23 protein-coding genes are annotated in these 19,771 nt (G+C 55.1%); 6 read left to right on the forward strand and 17 right to left on the reverse strand.

The window, feature by feature from the left end; genetic code table 11:
• The 5 genes from A3730_RS01275 to A3730_RS01295 form a co-directional block, all read right to left on the reverse strand.
• On the reverse strand, positions 1-517 hold a 517-nt coding region (locus tag A3730_RS01275; protein WP_063537309.1), incomplete at its 3' end, for a DJ-1/PfpI family protein.
• A 292-nt stretch (positions 518-809) separates the two neighbouring features.
• Positions 810-1,136, reverse strand: a complete 327-nt coding sequence (locus A3730_RS01280) for a TfoX/Sxy family protein (protein ID WP_082872214.1) — start codon at positions 1,134-1,136, stop codon at positions 810-812.
• Positions 1,136-1,561 carry an MAPEG family protein gene (locus A3730_RS01285; RefSeq protein ID WP_063518767.1) on the reverse strand — a complete coding sequence of 142 codons (426 nt, stop codon included), beginning with the start codon at positions 1,559-1,561 and terminating at the stop codon, positions 1,136-1,138. Before A3730_RS01285 ends, A3730_RS01280 begins: the two co-directional genes overlap by 1 nt.
• A 40-nt stretch (positions 1,562-1,601) precedes the next feature.
• A complete protein-coding gene (locus A3730_RS01290) occupies positions 1,602-1,997 on the reverse strand; it encodes a DUF1294 domain-containing protein (RefSeq protein ID WP_082872215.1) in 396 nt (131 codons plus the stop codon).
• Complete coding sequence (locus tag A3730_RS01295) at positions 1,987-2,709, reverse strand: 16S rRNA (uracil(1498)-N(3))-methyltransferase (RefSeq protein ID WP_063521289.1); 723 nt, start codon at positions 2,707-2,709, stop codon at positions 1,987-1,989. Before A3730_RS01295 ends, A3730_RS01290 begins: the two co-directional genes overlap by 11 nt.
• 105 nt (positions 2,710-2,814) lie before the next feature.
• Here A3730_RS01295 and A3730_RS01300 point away from each other — a divergent pair, with 105 nt between their 5' ends.
• The gene (locus A3730_RS01300; protein ID WP_063519784.1) at positions 2,815-3,801 is read left to right on the forward strand and encodes a YheT family hydrolase; all 987 of its coding nucleotides are present in this window, start codon (positions 2,815-2,817) and stop codon (positions 3,799-3,801) included.
• 134 nt (positions 3,802-3,935) lie between these two features.
• Here the strand turns inward: A3730_RS01300 and A3730_RS01305 are convergent, their stop codons facing one another.
• From A3730_RS01305 to A3730_RS01330, 6 genes are all read right to left on the reverse strand, one after another.
• Complete coding sequence (locus tag A3730_RS01305) at positions 3,936-5,489, reverse strand: SIR2 family protein (RefSeq protein WP_063537311.1); 1,554 nt, start codon at positions 5,487-5,489, stop codon at positions 3,936-3,938.
• A gap of 196 nt (positions 5,490-5,685) precedes the next feature.
• The gene (locus tag A3730_RS01310) at positions 5,686-6,225 is read right to left on the reverse strand and encodes a hypothetical protein (RefSeq protein ID WP_156497005.1); all 540 of its coding nucleotides are present in this window, start codon (positions 6,223-6,225) and stop codon (positions 5,686-5,688) included.
• A 112-nt stretch (positions 6,226-6,337) separates the two neighbouring features.
• The gene (locus tag A3730_RS01315) at positions 6,338-7,102 is read right to left on the reverse strand and encodes an abortive infection family protein (RefSeq protein ID WP_063520292.1); all 765 of its coding nucleotides are present in this window, start codon (positions 7,100-7,102) and stop codon (positions 6,338-6,340) included.
• Positions 7,103-7,130: 28 nt separating this feature from the next.
• Positions 7,131-7,541, reverse strand: a complete 411-nt coding sequence (locus A3730_RS30125) for a hypothetical protein (protein ID WP_197477215.1) — start codon at positions 7,539-7,541, stop codon at positions 7,131-7,133.
• Positions 7,542-7,728: 187 nt separating this feature from the next.
• Positions 7,729-8,880, reverse strand: coding sequence for a hypothetical protein (locus A3730_RS01325; RefSeq protein ID WP_156497006.1), 1,152 nt, complete (start codon positions 8,878-8,880; stop codon positions 7,729-7,731).
• A gap of 498 nt (positions 8,881-9,378) precedes the next feature.
• A complete protein-coding gene (locus A3730_RS01330) occupies positions 9,379-10,080 on the reverse strand; it encodes a TetR/AcrR family transcriptional regulator (RefSeq protein WP_063520295.1) in 702 nt (233 codons plus the stop codon).
• Positions 10,081-10,393: 313 nt separating this feature from the next.
• Here A3730_RS01330 and A3730_RS01335 point away from each other — a divergent pair, with 313 nt between their 5' ends.
• The 4 genes from A3730_RS01335 to A3730_RS01350 all read left to right on the forward strand — a co-directional run bounded on the left by A3730_RS01335 (position 10,394) and on the right by A3730_RS01350 (position 15,267).
• Complete coding sequence (locus A3730_RS01335) at positions 10,394-11,836, forward strand: coniferyl aldehyde dehydrogenase (RefSeq protein WP_063520300.1); 1,443 nt, start codon at positions 10,394-10,396, stop codon at positions 11,834-11,836.
• A gap of 175 nt (positions 11,837-12,011) precedes the next feature.
• A complete protein-coding gene (locus tag A3730_RS01340; RefSeq protein WP_063518825.1) occupies positions 12,012-12,545 on the forward strand; it encodes a twin-arginine translocation signal domain-containing protein in 534 nt (177 codons plus the stop codon).
• A gap of 55 nt (positions 12,546-12,600) precedes the next feature.
• Positions 12,601-14,217, forward strand: a complete 1,617-nt coding sequence (locus A3730_RS01345) for a GMC family oxidoreductase (protein ID WP_063520296.1) — start codon at positions 12,601-12,603, stop codon at positions 14,215-14,217.
• A gap of 186 nt (positions 14,218-14,403) precedes the next feature.
• Positions 14,404-15,267: a PA4780 family RIO1-like protein kinase gene (locus tag A3730_RS01350; protein ID WP_063520297.1), complete on the forward strand. Its 864-nt coding sequence runs from the start codon at positions 14,404-14,406 to the stop codon at positions 15,265-15,267.
• Between the two features lie 140 nt (positions 15,268-15,407).
• Here the strand turns inward: A3730_RS01350 and A3730_RS01355 are convergent, their stop codons facing one another.
• From A3730_RS01355 to A3730_RS01365, 3 genes are all read right to left on the reverse strand, one after another.
• Positions 15,408-15,899: a hypothetical protein gene (locus tag A3730_RS01355; RefSeq protein WP_063520298.1), complete on the reverse strand. Its 492-nt coding sequence runs from the start codon at positions 15,897-15,899 to the stop codon at positions 15,408-15,410.
• A 56-nt stretch (positions 15,900-15,955) separates the two neighbouring features.
• Positions 15,956-16,543, reverse strand: coding sequence for a DUF4334 domain-containing protein (locus A3730_RS01360; protein WP_231883801.1), 588 nt, complete (start codon positions 16,541-16,543; stop codon positions 15,956-15,958).
• 169 nt (positions 16,544-16,712) lie between these two features.
• Positions 16,713-17,096, reverse strand: a complete 384-nt coding sequence (locus A3730_RS01365) for a MerR family transcriptional regulator (RefSeq protein ID WP_063519702.1) — start codon at positions 17,094-17,096, stop codon at positions 16,713-16,715.
• A 103-nt stretch (positions 17,097-17,199) separates the two neighbouring features.
• Here A3730_RS01365 and A3730_RS01370 point away from each other — a divergent pair, with 103 nt between their 5' ends.
• Positions 17,200-18,261 carry an SDR family oxidoreductase gene (locus tag A3730_RS01370; RefSeq protein ID WP_063519701.1) on the forward strand — a complete coding sequence of 354 codons (1,062 nt, stop codon included), beginning with the start codon at positions 17,200-17,202 and terminating at the stop codon, positions 18,259-18,261.
• Between the two features lie 142 nt (positions 18,262-18,403).
• On the opposite strand, the gene A3730_RS01375 is transcribed toward A3730_RS01370, so the two are convergent.
• From A3730_RS01375 to A3730_RS01385, 3 genes are read right to left on the reverse strand one after another with little or no spacing between them, the layout of a single operon-like run.
• The gene (locus A3730_RS01375; protein WP_063519700.1) at positions 18,404-18,763 is read right to left on the reverse strand and encodes a hypothetical protein; all 360 of its coding nucleotides are present in this window, start codon (positions 18,761-18,763) and stop codon (positions 18,404-18,406) included.
• Between the two features lie 55 nt (positions 18,764-18,818).
• Positions 18,819-19,223: a roadblock/LC7 domain-containing protein gene (locus A3730_RS01380; protein ID WP_063519699.1), complete on the reverse strand. Its 405-nt coding sequence runs from the start codon at positions 19,221-19,223 to the stop codon at positions 18,819-18,821.
• Positions 19,220-19,771, reverse strand: coding sequence for an ATP/GTP-binding protein (locus tag A3730_RS01385; protein WP_063519698.1), 552 nt, complete (start codon positions 19,769-19,771; stop codon positions 19,220-19,222). Before A3730_RS01385 ends, A3730_RS01380 begins: the two co-directional genes overlap by 4 nt.

The raw sequence follows: 19,771 nt of genomic DNA on the forward strand, positions 1-19,771 counted from the left end.
GCAGTCTTTCCACCAGATGCAGGCTCATATCGATACCGGCGGAAATACCCGCCGACGTGAGACGGTTACCATCCTCTACCCAGCGGATTTTTTCCTGCACATCCAGCGCCGGGAAACCATGGCGCAGGTCAGCGATATCTTCCCAGTGGGTGGTTACCCGCTGATCGGTGAGCAGCCCGGCCTCTGCCAGTAGAAAGGCACCCGTACAGACCGACGTTACCCAGCGGGCGCCGTGGCCGGCCTCGCGCAGGGCTGTCAGTAACACGGAATTTTCCATGACAGCGGTATGTACCCCTCCACTGACCAGTAATACATCCAGCGGCGGATGATCGGCGAAGGTGAAGTGACTTTTCACCGGGAAGCCACCTCTCGCCATCACCTCAGGATTTTCACTGATCAAAGACACCTGCCAGGGCGGGCTATCACAGAGCCGGGCGGCGGTAGAGAACACTTCAAAAGGACCGGCAAAATCCAGTACTTCGGCATCATCGTAGATCACAATCCCGATTTGCAGCATGGTCATTCCTGAATGATTTATTTGGGTGGCAGGGTACGCAAAAAAGCAAAGCAGTGAGTCAGCCAGCGTTGTAGCGCAGCGTCCTCGGCTACCGTATCCGCGTCAATCATCAGCATGCCCTAACAGGCTGTTGAAAAGCCCTTTGCATGCTCAGTCTTTCAGGCTGGTTCGCAATCTAGGCGCAATGTTGACGGTGTGTGTCCACCCATCGAGACATTGCAACAACGAGTGCGGGCCAGCCTGGAAGACCCGGAGGGCGCGGCCTGAAGGGCCCATCTGCTGCGCTTTGTCGCTAGGAAAGGGAGCCACCCTGTCCGTCGCGACAAAACACAACAGCTGCCCCCTTCAGGCCACGCTGAGTACGTAAAGGGCTTTTCAACAGCCTGTTAATGGGCCGGCCGGTGAAATCCATCTCGCCGGCGCCAGGCTCAGCGGACAACCGTTCATGGGACTGCGGCCCGACCCGGGCCATCAGGCGGTCACCCAGAATGCCGCAACACATGTTGCCGGCGATCATGAAACAGAGGCCACCGAACATGCGCTTTTCATCGGGCAGGGCACCACTGACAGTGCGCAGGCCTTCGCGCACCCGCAACGCCAGATCAGTATCAAAGGCCATCAGAACACGGCGCGCAACGCATTCACGGTTAACCCAATCAGGGCCAGTGACGACAGGGCAAACAACACAAAGCGCAGCTCAATCTTGTTGATCAGCGCCTGCAGGAGCGAATGCACCACGCGGATACCCACATAGGCCCAGGCCAACTTCAGGTTGATGCCATCACCCTGGCCAAGCAGTGCCAGCGACAGGGCCACGGCATAAAACGCCGTGGGCTGTTCCATCAGGTGATTGTAGTTATCCGCCTTCCAGCGCACACGAGCGGGCAGGGTGCTCATCTGTTCACCGCGTGGGGCATTCGGGTCCGGCTTCATGTTGGCCGCTTTCATGGCCGGCAGGCGGGTGATGTACATCCATAGCCACATGACCATGGACCAGGCGACCAGGACCACCACCGGTGTAATTATCGGGCTGGTTAACGGCATTGTGTTCTCCCTTTTTCGTTATTGTCTATACAGCCCGCCGCTACCACAGCAACGCAGCCACCATTGCCATGTTCAGCAGCACCGTGCACCAGAAAATGCCGGTAAACGGTTGCTTGCGGGTTTTATGGCGAAACAGGGGGCGGGCCAACATGCCCCCAGGCCAGCCTCCTGCCAGCGATAACAGATGCAGGCTTTGCTCGGGAATGCGCGACCGGGCATGCACCGCCGCACGCTTATCCCAGGCATACAACCCCAGCGTGAACACCGAGAGCCCGGCATACACTGCCGCCAGCCAGGGCAACAGGGGATCGTGGCGAGCATAAAGCCCCAGCAGCAATGCAAATCCGGCAACGCCAATCAGCGCTGTAGCGATGCCTGATGTTCCGCCGGCAGTGCGGCGACGACGCGCTCTCCGGCCCTTTCTCCTAGCGGCCATGCCACGCCCACAGCGCGGCCAGTAACGCCACCGGTGCGGTTTCCGCCCGCAATACCCGGTTACCCAGGGCAAAGGCGACAAAACCGTTTTCCTCTGCCGCGCGCAATTCGTCATCGGAAAAACCGCCTTCCGGGCCGGTGAGCAGGGCCAGTTCCGCTACGCCTTTCAGGGCAGCGGGGGAGAACGGATTTTTCCCCGGGTGGGCAATCAGTCGCAAGCCTGGCAGATCCCCGCTCAACCAATCCTTGAGCGACCTCACACCGGTGATCTGCGGCACCCGGTTCAGGCCGCACTGCTCACAGGCGCTGATCGCCACCTGCTGCCAATGCCCCAGCTTTTTATCCTGCCGCTCGCCCTTAAGGCGCACTTCACAGCGTTCGGTATCCAGAATCACCAGGGAACGGGCGCCCAGCTCGGTGGCTTTCTGGATCGCATAATCCATACGCTCACCCTTGATCATCGGCAGCGCCACCGTCACCGCCAGCGGGGCGGTGCGGTCTTCATCGGCAAAGCGCTGCGGCTCAATGGTGACCGCTTTTTTGTTGATGGCCGTTATGCGCGCCAGCCATTCCCCCCCGCGGCCGTTAAAAACCACCAGTTCCTCGCCCACCGCCATACGCAACACCTTGCCAATGTGGTGGCTGGCGCTGGCGCCCAACGCTACGGCCTGTCCGGAGTGAAAATCCTGATCATCAAAAAAACGGCGCGGCATGGAATCTCCATCACGAATAGCTGCCAGCGGGAAAAACAAAAGGCTACCATACGTACGCCGCGCCTCAGGCGTGATTTTTCCTGACCACTGGATGAGACCCTGCCTATGGGCGAGATCGTACGGTCCGCATTTCGACCACCGCTATGGCTACGCAACCCGCACCTGCAAACCCTGTGGGGGCCCATGGGCCGTAGCCTGCCCGAGGTAGAACGGCGCAGTGAACGGCTGAACCTGAAGGACGGTGATTATCTGCTGCTGGACTGGGCCGGGCCGGAAAGTCGCCCCGGGCAACTCACCGTGCTGTTACTCCATGGGCTGTCCGGCTGCAGCGACTCCCATTACATGCGCGGCATGCAGAAGGTGCTGGCCGAGGCGGGCATTCGTTCCGTGGCCATCAACAGCCGGGGTGCCAAGAAACCCAACGACACCGCCCTGTGCTACCACGCCGGGGAAGTGGACGATGTGGATGCGGTCATCAAGCATGTGTTCCATGAAAATCCCACCGGGCATCGCATTGCCATTGGCGTTTCACTCGGCGGCAGCCGCCTGCTGAACTGGTTGGCCCACCGGGACAATGGCGACCTGAGTGCCGTGGCCACAGTCTGCTCTCCACTGCGGCTGGACATCTGCGCCAACCGGCTGGATCAGGGCCTGTCGAAACTGTACCGCCAGCACCTGCTGAAAACCTTGCTGGGCAATTTTGCCGTTCAGAAAACCCACCTGGACAAGGTGAATCCCCCGGAAGCCAAACGCCTGCATCGCCTGAACATGAGCGGCATCCGCTCATTTTGGCGTTACGACGACCAGATCATCGCGCCGCTGTACGGTTTCCGTAGCGCCTACCACTATTACGCACAATGCTCCGCCGGCCCCAAGCTGCTACAGATCCGCACCCCCACGCTGATGCTGCAAAACCGCGACGACCCCTTCATGACACCGCAAACCCTGCCGCACCAGGAAGAACTGGGGCCCGCAGTGACACTGGAAGTCAGCGATTACGGTGGCCATGTGGGCTTTGTGGGAGACAAAAGCCAGCGCTATTGGCTGGAACAACGACTACTGGCGTTTGTGCAGGGGTTCGGGTTTCGCTGACAGGTATGGTTCTCGGCAGAGAGGGGGCAGGGAGGCACTGAGGCCAATAACAACATGGGGTCATGCCAGGATGCCATGGAGGCCAGTGAAATGTGAGGTCTGACCCCGTGCCCTGCTCCTTGACTTGTTAAGCGTCACCATCCCCACTTCAATCTATCATAAAGTGCAGCAAGCTTTCTAAAACTACTTGCATAGTTTGATACTCCATAATCAAACTTTTCTTCGTTATCAATTAAAAACTGACGAAGGGTTTCAGTATCAATTTTTTCTGCGCTTAGAAATGGAATGTAAGCAGCGGCATTTTCGGGAGTGCAAGCTTCAATAATTTGATCCATATTCATGTGGCGATAGTTTCTAAAATAAGGCTTTTTGTATGTATCCATCCTCAACTTTTTGACATCGCGAAATACAACCTTATCTATCTGATAGCCGCTTTCCCTATAAGCTTCCTCACTAGCAATACCCAACTTATTTAGGTACATAAACACCGGAATATTAGGTGTTGACTTACATGCTTTTGGAGCAACATGCTTTAGAATTTGCTCACAATCGTAGCCTTTATTCTCATGCAGCAAATCTTCAAACAATTCATTTTTACTAACGCTCGCATAGCCGATTGGTGACGGCCCTACAAAATCTTGTTGAGCAACCCCAACACCGACTAAAAACTCTACATCATCTTTTGTTTCAATTTCATCTATGTCAACAACGCAAATTTTCTTCTCTGGTTCTGAAGATTGCACCAGTTCGTATAGCTGCTCTTTGCAATAACGCAATACTCTGGCAGGAATTTTCCTTTTGGTGGAATGAATTGCTTTATAAACTGGAAGGAAGTCGTTAGTTTTAACTAACACTAATGGTATCTGTATTCCATCAATAGTTAAATAAGTGTCCGATATGTTTGGCTCTTCTCCTGCGGACAATCGCTGGACGAAAATCAGGTTTTTCCTCAGCTGCTCAATATTATCTTTCCCAATGCAGCCAGATATTGCCTTTAACAAACTGCTAATATTTTCATCCGAAATTGAATACCCAATAAATACAACGGGATGCTCAACAAACAAAGTTATTAATTTTGCTGCCAAGTAGGTGTTCTTTTGGTCAAAAGAATTATAATCAGAATCAGTAAGAACCAATGAATCTGAGTTAGTTGAACACCCGTGAATCTTGTATATCTCACCTATTTCCTGAGGATTTGAAAACAATAACTCTTCTTGTCCGATATACGTTTTATACTCCGGGAAAAGTTGCTCAATAAACATATCCCAATTGGTTGTAATAACGCCATCGACATTCAAGTTGGCTAGCAATTTAACCTCTTCAGAATAATCAGACTCTTTTGCTTTAGACTGATCTAGAGTAGCCAAGTAGTTACAAACCTCTATGCGAAGCGCAGATGTCTCATCTTTAATTTTTGATTTAAAGCGCTCCACACTTTTCTCATATTCTGGCGCAGCCCACCAATGTTCATTGAAGTCTTTTGCTAATAGAGCGGCTACTTTTGGATAATTCCCATTCGCGGAGGACAGATAATATTCGAATGGCTTCCCTGTCACGCAAAACTTGCTAAGCAGCCCCTTCCAGTCCTCCAGCCCCAAATATCTCCTAGAAAATCCAGACCCCAAAAAAAGAAAAGGCCCTGCTGATCGGCTTCGAAATATTTCAACTAAATTATTTTCTATATCCATATTTGTTCTCGTTCATAGCCTAATCATTCAAAGAACGTTTAACGCTTTTCTTCAGTTGCCAAAAGAACATTGAGGGTCAGGTCTTTCATCGTGCACTCGAATGAACGATGAAAGACCTGACCCCAAAGGTCGCTACGAAACATAACGCCAAGCTTTTTGCCGAGCGGCGTAGCCGCGAGTCAAAAACAGCGCTTTGCTATACCTTTAATTCCATTATTTTCTGCGACTCGTTAACTATAGAGTCTCTGTGTTTTCGGATTACGGGAATACTACTCTCAAGAAATCTGTCTATAGATTCAGGGCGCAAAGGATCTGGTATTTTATCAAAATACTCAGAAGCAAATTTCGATATTTTCTTCTGTATTTGATCAGGATAAAAGATCAAATTGTTGTCAACTTCATCTTTAAATTTTTTGGATCCCATTACAGTGGCACCGTAAATAGCAGCCTGGAAACCCTGGTGAATTTCCGCAGGAACTTTTCCGTTCGAATTATGCCATAGTTGATCAAAAGGTAGTTTTAATGTATCCCGATATTTTATCGCAGATTCAGCACTCTTAAGAATTTCAGATACACTTCTTGTTAAAGAACTCAAAGATGCGATCCGATCTTCGTAAAACATTTTCGCTAGTTCCGTATTGCGTTGCTGCCTTATGTTATAGGCTTGAACCAATAAACTCGCTAGCGCAACGACTCCCGGGACCGCAATGGCAAGCGCTGATGTGCTATCTGACATTATTTATATCTCGTTTAGTTGTAGGCATAACGCCCGCAGCACGCGCGGCTTTGGAATGGAGGCGAAGCCGCAATGGAAAAGACGTAGCCGTGACTGCGATTGTTAGCCCTTTTCACTGAAGTTTGCTGTCCAAGTAATGCAGAATCGTTCTGCTTGCATTGCATACGAGCTCCGCATCTGCCTCCGAAAGCAGATTTTCATTTGCATGGGCCACACTCGCGTGGTTTCTCAGCTGATTCAGCGTATCTAAAACTGAAGAGAAGGACTTTAAGATTCGGTCAATTTCCGCTGACCAGTGACCGCCACTATTCAAACTTGGATGGGATTTCCGAAGAGCCTTATATAGCGAGGTAATCGTAGCATCCTTATCCACAGTGATTCCCGCCGCTTCACACTGGCTAAGGAAGTAGCCATGTAGCGCGGTATGCACCCTATCAACTCCGCTCGTGGCGCCTGATGTCGCTAGCAATGCCTCAGTATCTTTAAGCGCTCTCTCAACAACATCTCTGGCAGAGAGAGTTGGTGGCACAAACGTTGGAGCCAAGCCCTCTGGTTTTAGTCCAATTTCACGCATTAGTGCCGAGTGATTGCTCCAAAGCCAGTCCGCAGCTTTCTCGTTTTCGAGAAAACATTGCAAATCTTCGACATCATCGTTTAACAGAAACTCGATAGCCTGAAATACACAGGAGCCGTAATCGTCGTCACCCCAAGAAAGGCTGCGCAATAAACGAGAATGCCCTCGGATGTAATCGATTTGCCCAGCCTTATATCCGACCTCTTTCCAATCTGCGGCATCAAAAGTTTCAACAATAGCTTTTTGAAGGGCCAGAACCACCTTCCCCCGTAATTTACTATCTTGTTCTAGGCTCTCGAACATATGCTCTCTCACGGGGCTAACGCCGCAATCACGCGCTTGTCGCGTGCATTGCCTTGTTAATGGCCTCTTTGTTGAAGCCGTTAAAAATTTCCCTCGCCAGGGCCCTGTGATTCCCTTCTGATTCGTGAAAGTGAATCTCTGTTTGAAATTTGGGCCACTGGTTGAATTCCGACCGATACAAGTAAACAACTTCAGACTCTATGCACTCCAAAGCATAGAATTCTTCCTCTTCAGGACATTCGTTTAGAACCCAGATATGAAGAGAGGCCTCAGCCAGTTCCTTCCTCCAGCGATACCCCCAATATCCTCCTGTGCCGTCTGCTTTAAAACCAAGCCGCATGCGTGCGCTCATTCCCTGAACGGTCTGCCCAATATAGATAAGTGAGCTGCTGTGGGAAAACACATAAAGCTTGGGACCTCGAGTAGTAACTGGCGCCAAAAAGGTACGCCTTCCCTCTGCACTCAGAACAGAATAGCTATCGTCTCCATCCACTGAGACCTGGTATGCATACGGACCTTCAAGTTTCAAAGGTGATCACCCCCGAATCCATTAACGCCGCCAGCACGCGCGGCTTTGTAGTGGAGGCGAAGCCGCAACGGAAAAGCCGTCGCCGTGCCTGGCCTGGTTAGGTGCTTGTTGATTCTGGACTCCCATCGTCCACCTTCTTGAAAGTCACATGATCAAGATACTCTTCAATGGAGATTTCTTCAGCATCAAGGCGTTGACATGCTTCGCCCGTAGTGCAGAAGGTCATTTTATGCTCTTTGGAACTCGTCAGATATCGTAGTTCAACCAACCTCGCCTTTGAGCTTCGCCATAAGGGAATAAGAAGATGGCTCGCATGAATGAGCCGCTGTTGGGTGGTTTCGTGAAGGTCGAGTACAGTTGTTCTTGCCGATGAGTCATTCTGCGATAACTCAATGACCCTAAACCCCTGCGTGCTAACTCCAGAAACAAACGTCATCATGTGAACATCTGAGCGGACCTCCGTTTCTCGAAGGTACGGTTTGATATTTTCCCAGCGATCAAAGAAAAACAGCGTTCTAGCGATACTGAGCGCTTGAAACACCGAGAAAAGGCAGATTACTACCGAAAATAGCTCTTCGCGAGAAAATGCAACTTCTGATTCGTTCGGGGGTTCTCCAAAGACACCTATAATGCGTTTCCCCTGAACCCGGGATCTATGGTGCTGCGCTATATTTCTCCATTGATTTAGCCTGACACCCCAAGGGGGCGGCGCGAAGAGATCCGGAACGCCCGCTGTCCGGGATAACTCATCCACAATATTCCCGAGCTTCAATTTTTTGATGTCATCAAAACGTGGATTCTTTCCACGAATGATGCGCACCTGAGCCAAAACATCGCGGAGAAGAGGCTGAACATTTGCCTCAATCAGAGCTCCAATATTTCGAAATACTTCGTACTTAAAGTCATGTAGGTCAAGATCATCCTTTGGCTCCTCAAAATATAGGCTACTCCAATACTCAGATAGACTTTCTGCAATAGCAGGTTCCGATGCGGCACAAAGCTGGTAGCAAGCTTGGGGATTGAGTTCTGATGCATGCCGATAAATTTCCAGCACATGGTTGAATGCGTGCAGCGCCCAAGAATTTTCTTTAAGCCGAACCAAATTAATCGCTTGTGGAGCAAGTACGTCCACAGCGAGTTCCTCCAACCGCTCTAGGCTTGAGAAATACGGTTTTAAGACCTCCACAATGAACGCCTTTATCTGTTCTGGCGTCACCCCAGCTTCGGCCATCGCGACAAATGGATTCACGCGGGCCCCGGGGTCTAAGACTTTCCTCTTAAAGGAACTTGTCACATTCGTACTCTCAACACTTGAGTGCACCTAACAGTTATTAGGAAGCCGGCTCGAATATCCAATGAACGCGCCGGCTTCATATAACAAAATACAAATTTGCATATCGAAAGATAAAAACAGAAAAGTCAGTCAGTTACAAACCGGTCGGTTTACGCATGATTCAATATGTTGACCTCTTCTTTTCCCTGACCCAATAACACTGACCATAAAGACAGAATTATTGAGAATCGGATCCAGCCCAAGTACAAGCAGCGCCCCATAGAGGGAAACAGCCACCGGTTATCAACGCCTGCGTTTGAAAGGAGGGTTGGTGGGATGTATTGGGAAAAGGGCGATGACCCTGCGTCGTCACCACGAAGGGCCGAGAGCACACCGAGAAAAGAGGGTTTTCCTCCGTGAGCTCTGTGCCCTTTGTGGTAAAACCGTTTTTGGCAGTGGCAGATGGAAGGGCAGCTATTCGCTGCCGGTTCTGTCCAGCCCCGGCACATGGCCGAGCAGCAGGGTCGAGGTATTATTCGCCGCCCGGTAGCGGGCCTTCATTTCTTCCAGGTGCTCACGGGCCTCGCCGCGCAGGAAGGGCTCTTCCAGGCAGATGATCTGGTAAACGCCGTGACGCATCAGGGATTCGTCCAGGGCTTCATCCGCCGCCGCGTCCGGGCGCAGGCCATGGACCAGCGATGCCCAGGAGGACATCAATACCCAGGTATTCACCATCAGTCCCTGTAGCTGCTCATCATCCACGTCGATAATGCCGCTGCCGCGCAGTTCACCGTAAATCACCCGCCCCCGTTCCAGTACGATTTCCACAAAGGCCTGATAGCGGGCGGCCAGCTCCGCATCGGCGTGCAGGAAGTGGGTCAGATCGCGATGGAAGAACCGGTACTGCCACATGGACGCCAGCAACCCCTCGAAATAGTAGGTCTTGATGGTCCAGGTCAGCGGCCCCTGGGGGGCTTCCAGAAGGGTCAGCAAGTGCTGGCTATAGCGCTCGAACAGCGCCGCCACAATCGTGCCCTTGTTCCGGAAGTGGTAGTAGAGATTGCCCGGGCTGATGCCCAGGGCCTCGGCGATGTGATTGGTGGTCACATTACGTTCACCCTGCCGGTTGAAGAGGGCGAGGCTGGTGTTGAGGATCCGTTCCTTGGTGCTGGTCATTGTAGGCCAAATGTTGTGATTTCATTACCGCAGGTTGACTCCTAGAGTAATTACTCTAAAAATCAGACTCAAGGTTAATTTTTGATCGGCAATCAGCACTGCCGGTCTTGTCATCATACATAATCCTGAAGCCGCGATTTCAGCGTGGATGGATGGCGTAAGAATTTGCTGTCACAGGGGATTTTCTGAAGAAGCGTCGCATCAGGGAATGCGATCGACTGAAGAAAACTTTCTGTGGCGGCAAAGGCTTGCGTCAGACGCCGCGAGGAAGTCGCGGACTCAGGATAAAAAAAGCCTCGGGAGGCAAGTGACCATGGTCGCCGAAGTCAAAGAACTGCAACGCAACAATACAGCTATCGAACGCATGCACCGCATCTTTGATGCCCAGAAGGCCGCGTTCCGCCAGCACCCTTACCCCAGCGCCGAACAGCGCATCGAGCTGATGGGCCGTTTCAAGCCGCTGCTGCTGGATAACATCGATGCCTGGGTCGAAGCGGTCAGCAACGATTTTTCCAACCGCGCTGCAGACGAAACCAAGCTGGCTGAGATTATGCTCAGCCTGGAAGCACTCAAGTACAACAGCAAGAAGCTGCGCAAGTGGATGAAGGCAGAAAAACGCAGTGTCAGCGCCCTGAGTTGGCCCGGCAAAACCTGGGTGGAATACCAGCCGCTGGGCGTGGTGGGCATTATCGTGCCCTGGAACTATCCGATTCAGCTGGCCCTCGTGCCCATGCTCACCGCGCTGGCCGCCGGCAACCGGGTGATGGTGAAAATGAGTGAAGCCACTCCGCGCACCGGCGCCCTGCTGGAAAAACTGGTCAGCGAGGCGTTTCCGGAAGAGCAGGTGGCCGTGGTCAACGGCGAAGTGGATGTGGCCCAGGCTTTCTCCGAAATGCCCTTTGATCACATGCTGTTCACCGGCTCCACCGCCGTGGGCAAGCACATCATGCGTGCCGCCGCCAACAACCTGACTCCGGTGACGCTGGAGCTGGGCGGCAAGAGCCCCTGCATCATCGGTCAGGACTTCCCCATGAAGGATGTGGCCGAGCGAATTGCCTTCGGCAAGTGCATGAACTCCGGCCAGACCTGTGTGGCCCCGGACTACATCCTCTGCCCGGAGAACCGGGTGCGCGAATTTGTGGACGCCTGGACCGCCCAGGTGAAGCAGTCCTACCCCACCATGGTGAACAACCCGGACTACACGGCCATCGTTAACGAGCGCCAGCTCAAACGGCTGCAAGGCTACGTCAGCGAAGCCCGCGAGAAGGGCGCCGAGGTGATTGAGATCAACCCGGCCAATGAAGACTTCAGCGGCAGCCAGAAACTGCCCCACACCATGGTGCTCAATGCCACCGACGATATGCAGATCAGCCATGACGAAATCTTCGGCCCGCTGATGATCGTGGTGCCTTACAAAACCCTGGACGACGCCATCGATTACGTGAACGAGCGCCCCCGTCCGCTGGCCCTGTACTACTTCGACTGGAACCAGGCCAACGGCGACCACGTCCTCAAGAGCACTCACTCCGGCGGCGTCTGCCTGAACGACACCATCTCCCACGTGGGCGTGGACGACATTCCCTTCGGTGGCATCGGCCCATCCGGCATGGGTGCCTACCACGGCCCGGAAGGCTTCAAGACCTTCTCCAAGGCCAAGGGCATCTACAAGAAGGGCAAGTTCAACGCCACCAAGTTTATCCTGCCGCCTTATGGCCGTGGCATGCACAAGATGATCGACAAATTCATGCTGAAATGATCAGTTTCAAGTTCAAAGTATAAAGTTTAAAAGCGCGGGAAAGGTCTTTGTCCTGGGACGACCACACCCGCGCCATTACCGTTAATCGCGGGCCAGACATTACAAGACTCAACAACCTCAACCGCGTTGTAACTTTCAACTTGCTACTTTCAACTCAAAAAAAGAAGAGTGCGCTATGGACCAGGGAATTAACCGCCGCAGCTTTCTCAAGCTGAGCGCTGCCGGCAGCGCCATGCTTGCCGCCGGTTCCAGCCTTGCCTTGCTGACCGGCTGCTCCAGCAACGATGGCCCCGCTGCGGGCTACCGCCATTTTCGCCAGCAGGACGTAGACCTGCTGACCCCACTGGTCGGCGCGGTACTGGGCCCGGCCCTGACCGCCGTCGGCGCCACCGCCAAAGACGGCATGAAAGCCTTTGACGACCTGCTCGAAGGCGGCATGCCCGGCACCCGTGCCGCCGTGCTTGAAGTTCTCGACCTGATGCAGCTCGGCGCAGCCCGCTGGTATATCACCGGCACCTGGGCCAGCTTTGCTGAGCAGAGCGAAGCAGAACTGCAACAGACACTGACCCAGTGGTCCGCCAGTGAGCGGGGCCTGTCTCGCATGGTTTTCAAAGGGCTGACCCAGCCGATGTTCATGGCCTGGTATGTGAAACCCCAGGCGGCACGCAGCACCGGTTATCCGGGGCCGCCGCAGAACGTTATCGCCTGAGCATCCGGCTTTCACCTCTACTGCACCAGCCAGTCAAGAATAAAAGGACAACGCCATGCAGGACCTGTCAAAACTCAATATCAAGGGCATCAAGGATCCGTGGAAGATCGGCCAGGAGAGCGGCTGGGACGTCATTGATGGCCGCACCGTTTCCTCCGACCGCACCCTGGAAGCCGACGTGGCCATCATCGGCACCGGCGCCGGCGGCGGCGTCAGCGCGGAAATCCTCGCCAAGCGCGGCCTCAAAGTGCTGCTCATCGAGGCCGGAAAGCTGATGACCAACCAGGATTTCTCCCTCGACGAAGGCCAGGCCTATCGCGACCTGTACCAGGAAGGCGCTCTGCGCGCCACCAAGGATGCCGGGATGACCATCCTGCAGGGGCGCACCGTGGGCGGCACCACCGTGGTCAACTGGACCAGCTGTTTCCGCACCCCCCACGAAACCCTGCAATACTGGCACGACGAGTTCGGCGTGCAGGGCCTCAGCCGTGCCCAGCTGGACCCCTGGTTCCAGCAAATGGAAACCCGCCTCAAGGTAGAAAAGTGGGCCATGCCCCCCAACGCCAATAACGATGTGATGAAACGCGGGTGCGACGACAGGGGCTGGCATTCCGCCCTGATTCCCCGCAACGTGAGCGGCTGCTGGAACATCGGCTATTGCGGCATGGGCTGCCCCACCAACGCCAAGCAATCCATGCTGGTCACCACCATTCCCGGCGCCCTGGATCACGGCTCCACGCTGATCCACAGCGCCCAGGCGGACACCCTGATTATCGAAGGTGACACCGTCACCGGGGTGCGCGTGCGGCCGCTGAATGACGACAAGGTACCCACCGGCGCCACCGTGACCCTGAAAGCGAAAACCGTGATTGCTGCCGGCGGCGGCATCCAGAGCCCGGCACTGCTGATGCGCTCCGACGCCCCGGACCCGAATGGTCTGGTGGGCAAACGCACCTTCCTGCATCCCACCAGTTTTGCCTTCGGCCTCTACGACAAGGAAATCGCCCCGTATTACGGCGCCCCCCAGTCCATGTATTCCGACGAGTTCACCTTCAAACACGGCGTGGATGGTCCTGCGGGCTACAAAATGGAAATGATGCCCATGCACCCGGGCCTCTCCAGTGCCTTGATCGGCGGCTTTGGTGAACGGGCACGGGATGAAATCGAGCGTCTGCCCAATCTGGCCGCCTCCATTGCCATGATCCGCGACGGCTTCCATGACGAGAACCTGGGTGGCGTCGTGGAACTGCGTGACAATGGTGAACCGCTGCTGGATTACCCGGTAAATGACTACCTGCTGGAGGGCACCAAGCGGGCCCACCTGAGCATGCTGGAAATGCAATTCGCCGCCGGCGCCAAGGAAGTTCGCCCCAGCCATTCCCACGCCGGCTACTACAAGAGCTGGAAAGCAGCTCGCGAAGGCGTGGCACAGCTGGACTATGCCCCGGTCATCACCGGCCTGGGCAGCGCCCACGTGATGGGCGGCCTGACCATGGGCCAGGACGAGAGCCGCTGCACCGTCAACAGCGACGGCAGCTACAAGCACCTGAACGGGCTCTACATCATCGATGGTTCCGTGTTCCCCACCAGCATCGGCGCCAACCCCCAGCTGTCCATCTACGGCCTCAGCGCTCGCAACGCCTCCGGCCTGGCCGACAAGTTGAAAGCCTGAGCCATACTGCAGGAGGCTGCTTGCAACCGAACCGGTGTCGAGGTTCGTTTGCAAGCAAACTCCGACGGTGGCAACCGCATGCTGTAGCCACATCAATATGAGCCCCAGTCGCCCCCAACACCGGTTCCCGCACGAAAACCACAGGAAGCAGGCGAAGCCGCGCGCCAAATAAGGTATAAGTGCGGCATGAAAACCCCGCAACGTTTACAGCCCCTGGTCGACGACGGTCTCGTCGATGAGGTCATCAGCCGTCTGATGAGTGGCAAGGAAGCCGATATCTTCGTGGTCCGCTGTGGCCAGGACATCCGCTGCGCGAAAGTCTATAAAGAAGCGGCCAAGCGTAACTTCAAGAAAGCCGCCCAGTACCGGGAAGGGCGCAAGGTACGCAACAGCCGCCGCAGCCGGGCCATGGAAAAGGGCTCCAAATTTGGCCGCGAACAGCAGGAGCAAATCTGGCAGAGCGCGGAAGTGGATGCCCTGCGCCTGCTTGCCAGCGCCGGGGTGCGCGTGCCCAAGCCCTACGACATGCTCGAAGGCGTGCTGTTGATGGAACTGGTCACCGACGACGAAGGCGATGTGGCTCCCCGGCTAAGCGAGGTGGTGATGTCCGCCGAGCAAGCCGAGGAGGACCATGCCCTGATGATGCAGTACGTCGTGCGCATGCTCTGCGCCGGCGTGGTTCACGGTGATCTGTCGGAATTCAATGTGCTGGTGGACGACTACGGCCCGGTCATCATCGACCTCCCCCAGGCCGTGGATGCAGCCGCCAACAACAACGCCGAAGCCATGCTCTACCGGGATGTGGACAACATGACCCGCTATTACGGCCAATACGCACCGTCACTGCGCGGCAGCCGCTACGGCCAGGAAATCTGGGCCCTGTATGAAAGCGGGGAGCTGACACCGGACAGCGAACTGACCGGCCAGGTGGACGACGACGAGCACATTGCCGATGTGGATGATGTGCTGGCAGAGATCAAGGCCGCCTTCGAAGAAGAACAGGAACGGCGCGAACGCCTTAGCGGCGACGCAGAGGACAGTGGCTATTGAACCCATCAGATAGGGTGCACTGAGCCTAAGGCGAACTGCACCCTGCGGAAAACCTGAATTCCCGGTATCCCCACCTATCCGTAGGAGCGTCGCTGGCGGCGCGATAGCCAACGCATGGAATCGCGCCGCCAGCGACGCTCCTACGGGAACATGTATCGCTGAGCGACAGGTACGATCAGACACCGGCTGACGTCCGGCGACAGCTCGCCAATCGTGGCGCTGGCCCAGACAAATCCCTGCACCGATACCCCACACAAGAACACTACCAGCAGGAAAAAAATCACCGGCTTGATGCGGGCGCGATTGCCGTACACATAGCGGGTAGGGCGAAATACCTTTTCGCCGGGCAAGGGCGACTGCCCCAGCCGCAATATCTGTAAACTGTGCCGCCCTTCAATGGCCAGCACCACCAATGCCAACCCCAGCGGCAAGCCGATAAAGAGGCTGTAGATCACCAGTTCCAGGCCATTGAGCGAGCCATAGTGATGGCAGTGCGCCGTTTCCATATAGCGCTCGAACCAGGGAAAAAAGAAAAATTCAGTCAGCAGAAAAAGCGGTGCCGCCCAGCCAGCGTGGCACAGTAACCGGACAATACGCTCCCCCTTGCTGTATTGCGGTGCCCACTCGGCCAAGATGGTCTCTCCCCTCCAGCATGTAAATTACTCAGGGGGCATTCTGACAGAAAGGCTCAGTTATCGTCGCGACGCAGCACAAAGAAAAACGGCTGCTTCATGCCTTTCAAGTCCATGATGCCGAGCACGGTATTGTCATCCACCTTGCGGAACACATCGTTGATCGGCAGGTTGTCGTACATCATGGTCGCCGTGGCCACCCCCCGGTAGGTGGTGGTGCGCAGACGCGCGGCGGACTTGCGCCCGGATAGCAACGGCAAGATCCACTGGAACACCTTGCCCACAAACGCCGAATTCAGGAACGGCATCTGATCCAGCAACCCCAGCCCGGGCATGGTCAGTAACGGCTTCACCGAGGTGAGCTTGCCGGAGACCTTGCGAAACACCAGCGGGTGCACATGCTCTTCGCTCTCGAAACGCTTGCCGTGCCAATGGCAACGCTCCAGCACCCCATCCATCGGGTGGCCGGTTTCAAACCCTTCGCCTTTCCAGGCACCGATCATGAAATCCGGGGCCACCGGTTCCAGCGCATCAAAAATGGCCAGTGCCTCATCCCCGGTCGCTTGCCCCTGTGCCTTTGCCGCACTGAAAGACAGGCCCGGTACAGCCTGAACAGAAGGATTGGCTTGCGTTGCGCGATTCATGGGCATTCCTCACAGGTGATGAAACAGATGGGCAATCACGCTAATGGCCGCGCCGTCCCTGCACCAGTAAAAAACCGCACTTGTCCGACCAGGACGCTAACCAAAACCACCAGAATTGACGAGAAGTATCGATTTCCCCACAAGCAGTAAACCTTCTGGCGCGATACATTTACCCTGCGCAGGCCTGGCTCCGCCGCTGCGCCTCGGCACTGGCAAGCAAGCGTTTCTGCTCCTCACCCAACATCCGGCTAACCGCCTTCAGTTCCGTGATCTTGCGATCCACCGCGGCTTTTTTCTCGGCCATCAACGCCGCGCCCTGATCACAATCGATACTGTCACTGCGCAGGGCGTCCAGCACCTCGCGGATCTCCTTGAGCGAAAACCCAAGCGCCTTCAGCTGGCGCACCATGCCTACCCGCTGCACCGCTTTCTCCGAATAATCCCGGTAGTTATTGCCTCGCCTGCCGACCTCCAGCAGCAACCCCTCTTTCTCGTAATACCGCAAGGTATGGCGGCTCACACCGGTCCGCTGTTCCAGTTCTGCAATGCGCATAGGAGGCTCACTTATTCCCTGTTGACCTTAGAGCGTACTCTACACCTTAGCGTAGTCATGAGCTTTCTCCGCACCTCACTGAAAACAGGAAAAGGACATCACCATGATCTTCTTTATCACCGGGGCCACCGGCTTCATTGGTCGCCACGTCTGCGCCAGCCTGACCCGCCATAACCACGCCGTGGTCGCCATGCTGCGACAACCCGAGGTTCAACTCGACACCCTGCGCCAGCAGGTGGACAGCCTCGGCGGGCAAGGCCACTTGCTCCAGGCGATCAGCGGCGATCTGGACCAACCGGAACTGGGCCTGACCACCGCGCTCCCCAAACTCGATGCCATCATCCACCTCGGCGCCCGTTTCGCCTGGCGGCTCGATACCGATACCGCCCGCCGCACCAATGTAACGGGAAGCCTGGCCGTGGCCGAACTGGCACGCCGCCAGCAATGCCGTTTGGTGTTTATCAGCGGTTTTATGCTGGAAAATCACGGGCACCTGAATCGGCTTGGCATTGATCCCGCCACCCCATCACACACTGAATGGCCGAAGGTTTACCGGCGGGCTGGCGGCTATGAAGCCAGCAAACTGGAAGCGGCCATTCGCGCCCGTGCCTTTGCCAGACAGCACGCACTCGATTTTGTGGAAGTCCAGCCCGCCACCGTTGCCGGCAATAGCCATACCGGTGAGCTGGATAACAGCCAACCGTTATACAGCCTGCTCGATAACCTGGCCTGCGGCCGCCTGGCATTGGTACCCGGCACCCGGGCACACTGGCTTCCCCTGGTGGCAGTGGACCATCTGGCAGACATCATCCGCCTGGCCGCCACTGCCGACGTGGTACCTGAAAAACTGCTGGCCCTGGACAGGCAGACACCCAACCTGCAGCCCCTGCTGACGCAGGCGGCTTCCCACATGGGCAAGCGCGCACCCCGTGGCTATATTCCCATGCCCGTACTCGCCGCACTGTTACGCATACCCGGCCTGCCGGCGTTAATGAATACCTACCCGGAAGCGCTTCATTTTATTCAACCCACACGTTTCGATACGGTGGCCACAGAAGACTTTCTCAAGCAGCATCAGATTGCTGTCCCCAAGATGGAAAAAGTCATTGAAATGAGTACCCGGCGCTACAGCCAACAGCACACCGGGCTGAGCCCTGCAGAGTAGCGGTAGGAGCGTGCTTGCACGCGAAGGGGCCAGGCTGCGATCCGCCGTCTGCCAGAAGGTGCGCCGGACGAAACCGTTAAGCCACGAAAAAGGAAAAGAAAAAAACCCCGCCACCCGATCGGCATGGCGGGGTGAAAGCAGATTACAACGACAGCGTGGATTCCACTTCCTGGCAGTTACGGCGGGCCAGGGCCAGGTTCGATTTGTTTTTGTCCAGCACCAAATAGATAAACAGCCCTTCCTTCGAGGCTACCGGACGAATAATGTGATACTGGCTACCCAGAGTAATCAGGATATCCTCAATCCTGTCGCTCAACCCCAGAGATTTCATGGTTTTCAATTTGGCACGAACCACTTCCGTGTTACCCGCCGCTGCCAGTTCCAGATCCAGACCGGTACCCGCCTGGCCCAGCACCATACCACTGTTGGCATCAACAATGGCGGTACACATGGCACCATCAGACTGCAGCAATGCATCCATACTTTCTTTGATATTCGCCATGGAAAATCTCCTTCAACACTTGTGTTATCCCGAAATTTTTAACGGGTGATAAAATTTACTTTTTTAGTTTTTCCTCAAGAGCGGCACAACAGTTCTTGGCCCCCCAGAGAAGCTGCCCCAACAGAGAGGCATCGTTAGCCACCACGGCAAGTGCCAGTGGAGGTTTTAGATTCGGAACCTTCATGACCGCAACCACACCTTCATCGGATTCGACGATCAACCGGCTGCATTCAGAAATGCCGGCTTCCTTGGCGATGGCAGAACTGATCGCCGCCAATGAACTGCCCATGGCCGCAAGCCGGCTTGCACTATCCTTATTCACCTGCAACGAGGCCACTTCAAAACCATCCGTACTGAGTAGCACGGCGGAGGTAACGCCTTTGGTATTTTCCTGAAAGTTTTCCAGTTCTTTCTGGGCAACCGCCGTTTCAGTTTTTCCAAGCGGAGAGGTAGCTTTCATGCTTGCATCATTCCCATTTCATTAACTTCAATCTGGCAGAGCAACGCCTCGACCAGTAACAGAACATCGTCTTTTTCCCTGACATCCACGGAAAAAATGGGCGGTGAAATATGGCGTTCCAGCAAGGTATCAGTGATTCGTTCGATCACTTCAAAATCCTCGCTGGCCAGACGGCCTACACCGATAACCATTGGCATGGCACCCTGCTCCCAGAATGCATCCACAAACACTGACAGGTGGCTATCCAGATCCGGGTGCTCGCCATTCAACAGCACGATCACGCCAGCAGCATTATTGGCAAGAATCGGCCACATGAACCGGAAACGCTCCTGGCCCGGTGTGCCATATAAGCGCACACCACCGCCACCGGGGATATCGATGTACCCATAGTCCAGCGCTGCCGTGGTCATTTCCTTGTCGCACTGATCGATATCGGTATTCAGCACATCCGTGGAGACACATTCCTGGTCACTTAACGCCGTAATTGCCGTGGTTTTCCCTGCCCCCATGGGGCCGGTGAAAAGAATTTTGAATTCGTCATTTGTCAT

It is taken from the genome of Alcanivorax sp. HI0044 (assembly GCF_001634945.1).